Genomic DNA, 12,586 nt, shown 5'->3' with positions numbered 1-12,586 from the left:
GTAGATGGGCCGAGCCCCGTCGCCCCGTCGGCGTTGACTCTGCGGCTGTGCCGACGAAGTGCTTGTCGACGCCGCCCTCAGCGCAGCGTCGACGGCAAGCCGGAGTATCCGAACACCTTCGCCAGCTGGCGCACGGCAGCGCGCCGCCCGTTGACGGTCAGCGCTCCGGTGGCGACCAACTCCGGAAATCGGGCCGGATTCATTGCCGCCGCAAGTGTTTCCGCCGATCCGACCAGCGTGACGTCCGGTTCGGCCGGTGCGGCGTCGACGACGGCGTGCTCGTCGATGTGCAGCGTGGTGGATCCCTCAGGCGTGACCAGTTGCAACACCAGATCGACCCCGGGCCGTTCGTCCCGCGCGTAGGCCCGCACCGCCCTGGCGAGCCATTGAGGGCGGACCAGGTCTTCTGGGTTGCGTGTCTCCAAAAGCCCACGGCCCCAACGCTCGAACGCGTTGATGACGTCCTCGAGTGCGCGGCCCGCGTCGGTCAGTTCGTAGACCTTGGCCGCCGCGGGTGGCGGTAGGGTGCGGCGCGAAACCAAGCCGTTCTTCTCCAACTCGCGCAGCCGCGCGGCCAGCATGTCCGTAGCGATCGGTGCCAATGCGTGCAGCAGATCGACGTAGCGGCGGGGGCCGTCGAGCAGCTCGCGCACCACCAGCAACGTCCAGCGGTCTCCGACCATGTCCAGGCTTTTCGCCAGCGCGCAGTGCTGGCCATATGACTTCGCCGCCACGGAACGATCTTACATTAGCTTTCAATATCCAAGTTGGGACTTGGTAATTCCAAGTATGCGGGTGTAGCGTCTACCGCGTGAGCCGCCCCCCTGCTGCAGATGGCAACTCGAAAACCGGCCTGATCGACGTCGACGCACGCCCGGCGCTGGAACACCTGCTCGACATTCGCATCGAGTTCGATCCGGTGCAGATCTTTTCCACACCCGTCGGCACCCGGTTCACCTATGTGGTCAAACACGGACGATGCGAAGGTCCCCGGATTGCCGGCGACATCCTGCCCGGCGGTGGTGACTGGATCCTGTTCGGCACCGACCGCATCGCACGCCTGGACGTCCGCGCCACCCTGCGCACCGATGACGGCGCGTACATCCACATGACCAACACCGGCAGGGTGGAGATGGATCGCGAGACCGCCGGACGATTCACCAGCGGCGAATTCATCCGCCACGACCAGATGATCGCCCGCTCGAGCCCGTTATTCGACACTGACGATGACCGCTACCGCTGGATCAACGCGATACACACCGTGGCGATCAATGAAGTGTCGCTCTCGGAAGTCCGCTACCGGGTTTTCGCGGTCCGATGAACCGGCTGCACGATCTGTACAGCCGTTACCTGGCCGCCTGGTCCGCCCGCGACGCCGACGCGATAGTGGCGCTTCATGCGAGCGATACGACGTTCTGGTTGCGCCACGGCCGTCGTCCGGTGACGGGGACCGCTGCCGTTCGCGACGCGTTCGCCGCGATGTTCGCCGTGTTGCCCCAGCTCGAATTCGACGTCCACCGCACGGAATTCGGTTCCAGCCATTGGGTTTTGGACTGGACGCTGAAGTGTGTGCTGCCTGATGGCGCCGGGGGAGGACGGGACGTGAGCTGGGACTGCATGGACCTGGTGACGGTGACGGACCACTGGCAGGTGCTGCGCAAAGACACCTTCGTAGACGGGGTCGCGTTCGAGCAGGCACTGACACCGGTGACGCGGAGGCGGCCGACGTAGCGTCACCGTCGCTCGGCCCCGGTGGTGACAATTCAACTGCCGACCAAGACACCTGGTCGAATGTTCGATACTGTGCGGCTACTCGACTGAGTTAGGTGAAGGGCGCCTCATGGTTGAAACGGGCTCGACCGACCGCAGCGTGAACCGTCGCAGATTCCTCACCGCGTCAAGCGCATTGGGCGTCGGTGCGGCACTCGGAGGTGCTGCCGCGTGGCCGGCTTTCGGCGACCCAGCCGCGTCGGGACCAGATTGCGGCGGCCCCAACGATGGCGGCGAACTCTATGCCGCCGTCAAGGATGCGCAACCCGGTGCCAAGACCCTGGCACTGGTCGACTTCCCCACAGCCAACAAGGACCGGGCGTACGGGTACGCGATCAAGACGGGGGCGAAAGGTCCGTGGGACTGGTTGTGTATCCCGCTGATTCGGGTTTCCGGCATCGAATGCGAGAAGTGCTGGAAGGGTCAGATGCTCAACCTGTGGCCCTACGCCGCAGCGTGGGTCAACAACGCACAGAGCAAACTCGCCGGCACCGACTGGGCTCTCGGCATCAACTCCGGGGACCCGCAGGCGCGGACTCAGAACCAGATGCACATCCACGTGACCAAACTGCAGAAGAATGTGCGCGACCAGATCACCGCCGCGGAGAAGAACAAGGTGCCCGTCGCCCAGAGTTTCGGCGACTGGCCGAAGAAGACGATCGAGCTCAACGGTCGACTGTTCCGGTGGGTGCATGTGAAGAATCTGGACCAACCGATCTTCGAGGAAGCCTTCAAAACGGTCGCACAGGGCCAGGCCGGTGAGATGAAGCATCAGTGCATCGCCGTCACCACGGCGGCATCCGGCGGGTTCTACATCATCAACAGCCAGGGGCAGCTCAGCACGCAGGGGCATCACCCGTTCGGCATCAAGACCATCGACGGTCTGTTGTATCGCCAGTAGCTCCAGGAGTACGGCCGGGCAGCCGTCACCAGAGATAGGTTGAGAGCATGAGTGCTGCCGGCATCGTCCTCGTAGCGCTCGCGATCGCCGTCGGAATCATCGGCATCGTGGTGCCGCTATTGCCGGGCACGCTGCTGGTGTTCGTCGCGATCGTGGTGTGGGCCGTCGTCGAGGACAACATCACCGCCTGGGTGACGCTGGGCGTGGTGGCCGCGTTGCTCGGTGCTGCTGTATTGATCAAATACGCCTGGCCCGTGAAGCGGATGCGGGCGGCCGACGTGCGCACGCTGAGTCTGGTGGCGGGCGCGGTGGGGGGCATCATCGGTTTCTTCGCGATCCCGGTGGTCGGCCTGGTGATCGGCTTCGTGCTGGGTGTCTACGTGGCCGAGTTGGCCGTCCGCGGAGACCAGCGATTGGCATGGACCTCGACGAAGCACGCCGTGAAAGGTGTCGCATTATCGATGGGCGTCGAGCTGGCTGCCGCACTGTTCGCCACCGTCGCGTGGGTGATCGGGGTGTTTCTCACGCAGTAAGCGCTTGCCGCCTTCACCTTCTTGCCAGGAAAAGTCGGCGGGACCGCCTTACCGAAGCGCGACACTCGACGGCTTGTCACGCTGCCGAAATTCGGCGGTCAGGTGCTCATCGAGTTGCACGGAGTTTGAACTGCACGTGTGGAGCCGATGACGGGAATCGAACCCGTGTATTCAGCTTGGGATCCGTCCGTCAATTGGAGTGCGCGCAAGGTTGGTCAAAGTGTTGTGGGGCGTGCGATCGACGTCTGATGCAAACTTCGCCCCGCAACTCGTCGATCTTGTCCTGATGCAGAGCCTCGCCCATGCGCTGTGTTTATTGCCTAGGGCGCAGCTGCGGTGATCGCGCGGTAGATCTCTCGGGCGACGTAGTATCGCCCATAGCTGCCATACGGGCCCTCAACTATGCCCAGCGCCAGCAGCTTCTTCACGGCAGTGTCTATGCCCTGCGGTGTCTTGTTGAAGCGCCGTGCGAGTGCTGGAACACGCACAATCGGAGTTTCGACGAGTGATTCGACGATGTCACGCGCAACCCCGCCTCGATACCCGCTGTCTTGGAGAATCTGCACGTAGTTGCGTTGGGCGTCGAGCATCAGATTGACGCGGCGCGCGGTGTCAATCGCGGAGGCCTCGACTCCTTGGGAAAAGAACCGTATCCATGAATCCCATTCACCTGTCTGCGAGACCCGCGCAAGCTCGTCCTCATACTCGCTTCGGCGGATTTCGAACCATGGTGAAACGCTCAGCAGCGGCTCTTGGAGCAGGTTGTCGACCATGAACTGGAGGACGATGAGTAGCCGTCCGATACGGCCATTGCCGTCATTGAACGGGTGCAGGGTTTCGAACTGATAGTGAGTCATTGCGGCAGCGATGAGTGGGTCTCGGTCGCCTCCTGCGGGTATCCATGCCACAAGGTCACGAACGGCGGTTTCAAGTCCGGTGCCCGGCGGCATTGGGACAAACCTTGCCGACTCGATCGTTCCGTCAGGGCTTCCGATCGCGACCTGGCAGCGTCTGATGCGCCCTGCGTCACGCGTCTCGGCGTCCGTTCCAAGGACGAGTTGCTGGTGGGCGTCCAATAGAAGGCTGGTCGTGACGGTCCGATGCTCGGCCACGTAATCGAACGCGACGTCCGCCGCATCCACGTAGTTGAGGACTTCCCTCAACGCGGCGCTTCTGTTCTCGTCGGCGCCGGAGTCGGCAGCCAGGACGTCATCGAGCGGCGCGAATGTACCTTCCAGCGCGGATGTGCTCTGCGCCTCTCGGCTCAACGTTGGTCGTCGGAGTATTCGAGGGTTGCCAACCTGACGTGATGCCTGGTCCAGGTGAGCGAGCGCCCGGCTAGCGCGGGTGACAGCCCGCCATGTGCCGCCTTGAAGGTTGGGCTCCGCCCCGAGCGGGTGAGCAACGTACGCGAAGTGATCGTAGGATCGCCCGTTTCGGCCGTCTGTACCGGAGATGGGCCAAAGGCTGCCGAGCGGGCTCGACGCAAACAGCTCTACCTGCACAAACCAAGTGTACCGCCTCACTGGTTGGTATTACATGCATGAAATTCAGTTCCATTTGGTTTTAGTTGACCAAAAACAACTGACGGCACCTTTCACTTGTTGATGAGGCGATGACAACAAGTTGAATTGGCGTTACCGGGGCGCCGATGCAGTTGCGCGGCGGCAGCGCGGGCCGCAGCAGGCGACGACGAGGGCTGGACGACGACGGGAAGGGTCCGGAACTGTCCGCACCCCGGCGGCGCCCAAAACGTCGACATCAGGGCGACGCGGGTTTCTGCCGATCCGGTCGGCAATCTCGGGTGTGCAGATCAGCCACAACTCGCTCATGTTCTCCGTCGTAACCAAGTCGAACCCCAGGACACCCGCGGCGAAGTCGCGGACGGCCCAATGTGTCAGTACCGCGGTCACGGTGACGTTCTCGGCGGCGGCTTGCGCCTCCCGCGAGCAACGCCGGCCCTGCTGGATTAGCCAGTCCGGCAGGTTCTCGGCCGCGGGGAATTCCGCAACCGTGGTGCCGGAAAGGACCGCCGTACCCCGGCGGTGATTTCCGGTCGGCCGTCCATCGGTTCCTGGCAGAGAAGGAGCCTGGGTGCGGCCATCAGTTCGCTCCCCATCCTTGCCCGCCGCGGCGTTCCAGGTCGCGTTGAGGCGGTTTTCGAGCTCGCCGGAGCCATGCCGGCGTCTTCGATCACGACGGCCGGCGCATTGCGGCTTGCTGGCGCCCTGATTGCCGGCCGGCGCAGCGGCGCCAACAGGACGCGCGTTGGCGCCGGCCGCGGCCGGATTAAGGTCGGCCGGAACGAACGTGTTCGGCCACGCCCCCGGCGCCTGCCGGCGAAGGGTTTCCTCCGCAATCTCGATTTGCTGTTCCCTGCTGGCGAGGTCGGCCCGCTCGGCGAACCGCTTGCCGCCCATCGATTCCCAGGTGAATTGCGTGAATTGCAGGCCGCCGAAGTAGCCGTTTCTGGTGTTCATCGCCAGTTGCCGCCGGACTCTTTCGCCGCGATCGCGTCCCAGTTCGCCCCCGCCTTACCTCTCGCGCTGGCAGCCGCGCGTCCGCCACCCCCGTCAAGACGTATTGCGGGCGCAAGGGTCCGGGACGCCCTCGCGGCTGCTGATCCCGATGGCGTGGTCGACGCCGAGATCGTGACCGAGGGCGCTCAACAGACCGATGCCTATCCGGACGACACCAGTCACCGACGATTCGCCGCCAGGCGAGCCGTTGGGCGGCAGTTTCGATCCGTTCGGTACAGGTGATTCGCCGCCCGACGAACTGTTGCCGCTCAATGAGGCCGTGATCCGCGCGGCTGCGATGAACAGCATGGCGACGGCGGGGCATGCAAAGCTGCACCGACCGCAGCGAGCGTTGCCGCCTGGCCGATCAGGATGAGTCGCAAATCTTTAGTTGTGAGACGACGTTCAGTTGTCGCAATGCCGACCGAAAAATCCTGCTCGGCATGTCTCACAAGTTGAATCAAAAGTATGTGTTCGAAAAACTGTATTTTGCGACTTATGAGACAATGGGACGATGACCGCACCCACCGCTACCGGCACCACGCTTGGCTATGTTCGCGTATCGACCGGACATCAGGCACTAGACGCTCAAGTCGATGCGCTGACATCCGAAGGTATTGCAGCAGAGCGTATTTACCGCGACAAACTGACTGGTATGTCCACCCGCGAGCGACGCCCCGGTCTAACAGCTCTGCTCGACTACGCCCGTCCCGACGACGTGATCACCGTGGTTGGCATCGACCGATTGGGCCGCAATGCTGCCGAAGTCATGACGACAATTCGAGACCTAAACGCACGCGGAATCGTGCTGCGTTCGCTGCGCGAGGGTATCGACACATCCAACGCCACTGGGCGCATGATTGCCGGGGTGCTAGCGAGCTTGGCTGAACTGGAATTGGAGCTAGGTCGCGAGCGCCGCAGTGCAGCGCGTGAAGCACGACGCGCACGCGGCCAATCAATCGGACGCCCGAAGGCGCTCGACGAATCCAAGGCTGCGTTAGCCCGGCGCATGCACGCGGCAGGCGAATCGGTTTCAACCATCGGCAGCACGCTCGGCGTCAGTCGTGCGACGGTGTACCGAGTGCTTGCGGAAACCGAAGGCGAGGCAACCATATGACCGACCCGGAGCAGGGGATTCGTCGCCAGCGAAAGGCGTTGCTTGACGTTGAGATCAAGACGTGTCGGCGTTGTGAGGGGTTGAATCGCCCTCGCGAAACCGAGTCAGCACCTGGCTGGGGCAATTTGGATTCGCCGGTCGCTATCGTTGGGCAGAGCCTCTGTGAACAGTGCATGGAGCCTCAGGAACCGTTCTACGAGGGGAGCGGAAGTCTGCTCAGCCGCAGTTTCGCCAGGGTTCCGATAAGAAAAGACAGACTCTTCATCACGAATGCGGTCCATTGCCATCCGCCCAAGAATCGTGAGTCGTACACCCACGAGATAGCGAACTGCTCGTCGTATCTATACCGCGAACTTGAGATCGTGCGCCCTAGCTTAGTTATTGGACTAGGTGACGACGCCAGCCGCGTCTTGACGTTTCTCTACCCGACTGCGCGGACGGTGCCGTGGCCGTTTGTTGCTCCTCGCAATGTCCGGTCAAAGCTCGTGCCCCGGCTATTCTTCGCAAAGCATCCCTCTTGGATCATTCGCAAACATGACGACGCCCTCGAAGAGGAATGGGTCGACAACGTGAGCGCAGCGTTGAAGTGGGCCATCGCTAAAGGGTCGCTGCGAGGCCAGCCGCCTGCTCGCGTCGAGCCCACGTGCGGAGGCATGGTGCCGGAAGGCATTGCAACTGAGGAAGGTTCGTAATGCACGTCCGTATCCGCAACGCACGTCCCCGCGTCAACGGCAAGCCGGTTGAGCGTTTCGAAGCTACCTGGATTGAAGACGGCACCCGGCACACCGAGACGTTCGATACCCGCGAGGCCGCACAAAAACAAGCTCGATGACGTGAAAACGCTTTTGTTGAAAGGTCAGTCACCGACAAAGCTGCGCGAGCTGGGATCGGCAACCTTCGCCGATGTGGCCGCGCAGTGGTTGGCTAGCCGCCACGATTTGAAGCCGCGCACCCGCGCCGAATACACAACCTGCTAGCCGACAAAACCAGAGCCCGGCGCACCAGTTCCGGTGAATCGACCGCCGATCTGTCGATTGCTTCGACGTTCGGTCACCGCCCGGTCAACGAAATCCGGCGCGCAGACGTGGCCGAGTGGGTGGGTGCGTTGACGAAGGCCGGCAAATCGGTGTCGACGGTGAGGCACCATTATTTCGTTGTGCGACAAGTGCTTTCGCAATGCGTGGCCGATGGCCGGATCATGGTCAACCCGACCGATCACGTGAGGTTGCCGACCGAACGCACCTTGTCAGGCGGCACGCCTGGTGTGGTCGATGATCTGTCGCAGTTCCTCACTGCGGCCCAAGTCTGCGCGCTAGTCGAAGCAACACCGTGGCCGTGTGCGGTGCTGGTGCATCGGGCGGCGTGGTCCGGTCTGCGTGCGGCCGAGCTAGCGGGTCTGTGCGTCGGTGACATCGCCTGGCCGGTTAACCCCAACGGCACGGTGTGGCTGGCCGTTGAGCGCACGGTGATCGACTCAGGCGGCGCACTGGTCTACGACACGACCAAGACCAAAGGTAGCGAGCGCCGGGTGCCGCTGACGGCGGCGACTGCGGACATGCTGCGTGACTACCTGGCGGGCCACCCACGCCGCGACGAGCCGACCGCGCCGTTGTTCTGTGCGGTGACGCTCAAGCCGTCGAAGCCGACCGGCAAGCGCGCCAGCAATGCGCCGTTGTCCGCTGCTGCCAAAGCGCAGCGCCAAGCCACCGCTCTGGCGGATTTGAGCATCGATGCAGCTACCGCACGCCTGGTGCTGGATTGGACGGGGTTACTCCGGCATCAGTCGTTTTATAAGTCGGTGTTTCGGCCTGCGGTGCTTCGGGCGGATCGGCTGGCCGGTGAAACGGTGATTCCTACGGAAATAACGTTCCATTCGCTATGACACACCTACGCGAGCCTTTGCGTCGCAGCCGGGATCGGAGCAGACAAACTGAGCCGCCGACTGGGCCACGCGAAGATCACCACGACGCTGGACATCTACACGCATCTCTTCCCCGACGACGACGCCAGCGGCGACATGGCCGCGTTGGAAGCGATGAACCAGCCAACCGCGCCGAACGTGGTGCCGATGCGGCGTCTGGGTTAGTGTCCTGGTCTGACCGACGATCTAGATTGAAGACATGATCGACTCTGAACGCGAATCTGATCCCATACTTGATGCCGAGTATCGAGAGCTTGTCCGGCTTCTCCACAAAGACACAATTGCTGCCGTCTCTCTTGTTGACGACTGGTGGAATCACCAGGCGTACATGGCAACGATCTCCGGCATGAATGGAAGAGCGGACGCCGCGGAGGTTGACCGCGTCGACAGGCAGTGGCGCGAAGAGATACGCCCCGCATTGCTACGCCTATTGAATGGGCATCCAGATCCCGCCGTGCGCGACGCCGCCGACTTCTTCAATACGCGCCTAGTTGGTGCGATGGTGTTGATGCACCGGCGGCCCGGTGACCCCGAGATGCCGGACAAGGAGCATGTCGACAATAAGACGCTGGACACTTTTACAATCCATCTGGTACATGACGGTTTAACGAAATTGCGCCGCGCCGCTTACCATGCACCGTTTCGTGTTCATCGCCCCGAGCCCGAATGGGAAGGGGTGCCTATTGGAAACTCGGAGGGGTTGCCCGAGGACATTATGGGTCGGATAGAAGAGCGCGGCGAGCACTACGAAGGGTAATCGCGCGGCAACGCAGAACCCGTGAGCCGGTGCGTCGACGCGTTTAATCGTCGTCGTATTCTTCCTGCAAACGCTCGCGTTCAGCATTGAGCGCATCCATAACATCGTCATCCAAACTGAGTGCCACCACGATTTGTTGGTCGGGCGCGGGTTGTTCGCCGTTGATCACCTGTTCGTGAAGATCGTTGACCATTTTCACATACTTATCGATGAATTCATCCAGATCGGACAACGGCCGATCTGTAATCTTCGCCATGAGCTTTACATAGTTCGTCACCGACGGGTGCGGCTGCGTACCGCGCAGGTCTGCGGCGATGTCTAGGAGTCGCTTGTAAACTGATATGAAACGCTCACCGAGATGGATGATCCGCTCGGGATCACCCGACTCACCTGGCGCACCGAACGCCGCGAGATGAACTTCTCGTGACAGAAGCCTTTCGAAATCATCGCTTAATCCCAAAAAATCGCTGAGGGTGTTGAGGTGAAGCTGGACGGCTTCACTCACTTCGGTTACGCGCTTTCCGTTGCGGGGAGCATAACCGATGGAATGATCCAGAATGAGCGGGCGAAGTTCCTCCCGTCCCTGGTACAGCACCGAGGCGTACAGCGCAAACTCCCAAACGGGGGTTTTTTGCGTAATTAAAGCTCGCAATTCTTCTTTCGTTCTCGCAACCTTACCGTGGTAGGGCACAAAGGCCTTGGCTCGTTTATCGCCCAGCTTATGCAAGATGCCGGTTGCGATTCCAGGGACACCTTCACGAATCGCTTCGATATAGATGACTGTTGGCGGCATGCCCGGTAGTTGAGTGTCGTCGATACGAATGGGGAGGACGTACTCGCTTCTTTCGATCAATGCACGTGCCAAAGCGGCGCGCCTTTCCGCGATAGGCCATTCTTTTTCTGCATACTTTTGACTAATGAACATCGCGACATAGCGTGACCGCTTCATATAGACATCTGTAAAATATTCGATGCCATTCTTGCCCCAAGCATCATATTTGTAGTCTTCGTCATAAAAGACGGTAATATCGGGTGCGGACTGCTGGACTGCTCGTACTATTTCCTCAACAAATGCGCGGTTTTCTCCGGCGAATGAAACCGCGATGTCGAAGTCGTACTGCGCCGCTCCGGGATCCGAGCTGCTTTCGTCGGTCGTTGGTCCCTGGGCCTCGGTGCTTCGATCGCTCATCGTCAACGTCTTCCTGCCGTGTGCCTGGTTGCGCCCTGGGTGCGGCCGCCGATAATCGCCGTTGCTTCCTGCCGTGCGTCCGGCCGCGCCCGACGTCCGTACACCCCTGCCGTAAGCCATCGTCGCACTTACCCCGGACGAACCCGGCGAGCGAGCAAACTCATTTTGGGCGAGTCTTGCGCGCGGTGAGCGATGAGACAGCGACAAGTCTCAAGTTTCGGTAAATAGTCTGTGCGCCTCAGCGGGCTATGACCTGCTCTTTCGTGGAGCCGATGACGGGAATCGAACCCGCGTATTCAGCTTGGGAAGTCGAACGGCGGCGTCTGGTCGGCTCTGTCGAGGTTTGCGCTGGTCTGCCGAGCTGGGCGAATCGTCTGGTCCTGTCCGCCCAAGTCCGGGGTTGTGGGCCTCAGTTGTGACATCGGTGTGACAACGAGGTGCTGATTTGCGAGGGGCGTTGGGGTGGGTCGGAAGGAGCATGACCCGCATCCGGTAGCAGTATGGTTCCCGGTCTGGCGACTTCGCCGCTCATCCGTCCGTTCGACCGGCAACTGAGGAGAAACATTCCGATGCGAGTGCTCGTCAGTCACGAGGACGACGACAGAGTCGGCGTTGACCTGCTTGGTCGCGTCGACGGACTCGAGGTCGTCATCTACGACCCCAGCGGGCCACTCTCACCTGAGCAGTGCGACGCTGCGATCCTGATCCCGCCGTACCGCAGCAGCCATCGCCCGATCCCGCTGTTGAAAGAACTCCGCGGCCTCCGCATGGTTCAGCTTCTGTCCGCGGGGGCCGACGAGTGGGCTTCTGACGTGCCGCCTGACGTCATCCTGGCCACCGCCCGCGGGGCACATGCCGGACCCGTCTCTGAGTGGGTGCTGTCAGCGATCCTGTGCCTCTACCGTCAGTGGCCGGCGCTCGTGGATTTCAAGCGGGAGCACACGTGGGCGCATCGTCGCGTTGCCGCCGACACTCTCGCTGGGAGCCGGGTGTTGATTCTCGGAGCGGGTGCAATTGGTGGGGCCGTCGCCGAGCGACTGCGGGCATTCGACGCTCTACCTGTCCTTATTGCCAGTCGGGAACGCGCCGGCGTGCTCAGCCCGGAAGCAGTGCCCGAGATTCTGCCGACGTGCGATGCGGTCGTTATTACCGCGCCGCTGACCGACTCGACGCAGGGCATGGTCGACGTGGCATTCCTCGGTGCACTCCCGGATGGCGCCCTGGTCGTCAACGCCGCCCGCGGCAAGATCGTTGACACCGACGCACTCGTAGCGGAGTTGCAGACTGGGCGACTGCGGGCGGCCCTCGACGTCACTGAGCCTGAGCCGCTGCCGGAAGACCATCGCCTCTGGGATTGCCCAGGCACGATCATCAGCCCTCACATGGCGCGGACCGTGCCAGGAACGAACGCCCTCTGCTACGCCGTGGCCGCAGAACAGATACGCACGTTCCTGAGTGGAGGATCGCCGTCGAACGCGGTGGTTGCCGGTAGCTGACGCGTTGCTCTTAGCGGGGAAGCGTGGCCCAGTGCGCGAATCAGCGAGTACATCGACGCAGCGAAGGATCAGGTCGCAGACTTCATCGCGCCGGGTGTCGTGGCCGGCAACGGCCTGGACGACGGTCCCCACTGACGCGCCACGAAGGCCGACCGCGCGAATTTGGACCCCGCCGCCACGTAGTGGTGGTGGGGCGGTTCGTATCGGAGGAGGGTTGAGGGCGCGGCGTTCCGGCTGATCGGTGCCGAAGCGCAGCAGCGGCAATTGGACCCGGAGAGCAGCAGGCGTGCTGCGGACCGCCGTTGTGGGCGACGAATGCTCGGCGCGATGGCGGAAACTTTGGCCGCAGGTATGAGATGGCAGGAGTTAATGAAGACGCCGCG

General features: G+C 62.2%; 15 protein-coding genes. 11 read left to right on the top strand and 4 right to left on the bottom strand.

What is annotated here, in order from left to right; translation table 11 throughout:
• Positions 1-77 precede the first annotated feature (77 nt).
• Positions 78-734: a winged helix-turn-helix transcriptional regulator gene (locus AC5Y6Y_RS24625; protein ID WP_473140194.1), complete on the bottom strand. Its 657-nt coding sequence runs from the start codon at positions 732-734 to the stop codon at positions 78-80.
• Between the two features lie 77 nt (positions 735-811).
• Here AC5Y6Y_RS24625 and AC5Y6Y_RS24620 point away from each other — a divergent pair, with 77 nt between their 5' ends.
• The 4 genes from AC5Y6Y_RS24620 to AC5Y6Y_RS24605 all read left to right on the top strand — a co-directional run bounded on the left by AC5Y6Y_RS24620 (position 812) and on the right by AC5Y6Y_RS24605 (position 3,204).
• On the top strand, positions 812-1,321 hold the full coding sequence (locus AC5Y6Y_RS24620; protein ID WP_473140193.1) for a DUF3237 domain-containing protein: 510 nt from the start codon (positions 812-814) through the stop codon (positions 1,319-1,321).
• Positions 1,318-1,731, top strand: a complete 414-nt coding sequence (locus AC5Y6Y_RS24615) for a nuclear transport factor 2 family protein (protein ID WP_473140192.1) — start codon at positions 1,318-1,320, stop codon at positions 1,729-1,731. The genes AC5Y6Y_RS24620 and AC5Y6Y_RS24615 overlap by 4 nt, the downstream gene beginning before the upstream one ends.
• A 109-nt stretch (positions 1,732-1,840) precedes the next feature.
• A complete protein-coding gene (locus tag AC5Y6Y_RS24610) occupies positions 1,841-2,671 on the top strand; it encodes a CDP-diacylglycerol diphosphatase (protein WP_473140191.1) in 831 nt (276 codons plus the stop codon).
• Between the two features lie 47 nt (positions 2,672-2,718).
• The gene (locus AC5Y6Y_RS24605; protein WP_473140190.1) at positions 2,719-3,204 is read left to right on the top strand and encodes a DUF456 domain-containing protein; all 486 of its coding nucleotides are present in this window, start codon (positions 2,719-2,721) and stop codon (positions 3,202-3,204) included.
• Between the two features lie 320 nt (positions 3,205-3,524).
• Here the strand turns inward: AC5Y6Y_RS24605 and AC5Y6Y_RS24600 are convergent, their stop codons facing one another.
• Positions 3,525-4,709: a Fic family protein gene (locus AC5Y6Y_RS24600; RefSeq protein ID WP_473140189.1), complete on the bottom strand. Its 1,185-nt coding sequence runs from the start codon at positions 4,707-4,709 to the stop codon at positions 3,525-3,527.
• A 132-nt stretch (positions 4,710-4,841) separates the two neighbouring features.
• Positions 4,842-5,684: a transglycosylase family protein gene (locus AC5Y6Y_RS24595; protein WP_473140188.1), complete on the bottom strand. Its 843-nt coding sequence runs from the start codon at positions 5,682-5,684 to the stop codon at positions 4,842-4,844.
• Positions 5,685-6,237: 553 nt separating this feature from the next.
• Between AC5Y6Y_RS24595 and AC5Y6Y_RS24590 the strand changes: the two genes are divergently transcribed.
• From AC5Y6Y_RS24590 to AC5Y6Y_RS24565, 6 genes are all read left to right on the top strand, one after another.
• On the top strand, positions 6,238-6,840 hold the full coding sequence (locus AC5Y6Y_RS24590) for a recombinase family protein (protein ID WP_473140187.1): 603 nt from the start codon (positions 6,238-6,240) through the stop codon (positions 6,838-6,840).
• A complete protein-coding gene (locus AC5Y6Y_RS24585) occupies positions 6,837-7,532 on the top strand; it encodes a uracil-DNA glycosylase family protein (RefSeq protein WP_473140186.1) in 696 nt (231 codons plus the stop codon). The genes AC5Y6Y_RS24590 and AC5Y6Y_RS24585 overlap by 4 nt, the downstream gene beginning before the upstream one ends.
• On the top strand, positions 7,532-7,672 hold the full coding sequence (locus AC5Y6Y_RS24580) for a hypothetical protein (RefSeq protein ID WP_473140185.1): 141 nt from the start codon (positions 7,532-7,534) through the stop codon (positions 7,670-7,672). The genes AC5Y6Y_RS24585 and AC5Y6Y_RS24580 overlap by 1 nt, the downstream gene beginning before the upstream one ends.
• Before the next feature lies 1 nt (position 7,673).
• Complete coding sequence (locus AC5Y6Y_RS24575; RefSeq protein ID WP_473140184.1) at positions 7,674-7,817, top strand: hypothetical protein; 144 nt, start codon at positions 7,674-7,676, stop codon at positions 7,815-7,817.
• A 179-nt stretch (positions 7,818-7,996) separates the two neighbouring features.
• Positions 7,997-8,722, top strand: coding sequence for a site-specific integrase (locus tag AC5Y6Y_RS24570; RefSeq protein ID WP_473140183.1), 726 nt, complete (start codon positions 7,997-7,999; stop codon positions 8,720-8,722).
• Positions 8,723-8,960: 238 nt separating this feature from the next.
• Positions 8,961-9,518 (top strand): hypothetical protein, encoded by a 558-nt coding sequence (locus tag AC5Y6Y_RS24565; RefSeq protein WP_473140182.1) that lies wholly within the window; start codon positions 8,961-8,963, stop codon positions 9,516-9,518.
• Positions 9,519-9,561: 43 nt separating this feature from the next.
• Here AC5Y6Y_RS24565 and AC5Y6Y_RS24560 read toward each other — a convergent pair whose 3' ends face one another.
• Complete coding sequence (locus AC5Y6Y_RS24560) at positions 9,562-10,827, bottom strand: TIR domain-containing protein (RefSeq protein WP_473140181.1); 1,266 nt, start codon at positions 10,825-10,827, stop codon at positions 9,562-9,564.
• Positions 10,828-11,207: 380 nt separating this feature from the next.
• On the opposite strand from AC5Y6Y_RS24560, the gene AC5Y6Y_RS24555 reads away from it, so the two are divergent.
• The gene (locus AC5Y6Y_RS24555; RefSeq protein ID WP_473140180.1) at positions 11,208-12,203 is read left to right on the top strand and encodes an NAD(P)-dependent oxidoreductase; all 996 of its coding nucleotides are present in this window, start codon (positions 11,208-11,210) and stop codon (positions 12,201-12,203) included.
• Positions 12,204-12,586: the final 383 nt, after the last annotated feature.

The sequence above is a fragment of the Mycobacterium sp. NGS24 genome (assembly GCF_059813065.1).
The sequence above is the reverse complement of the archived record's forward strand: the minus strand, read 5'-3'. Positions and strand labels throughout refer to the sequence as shown.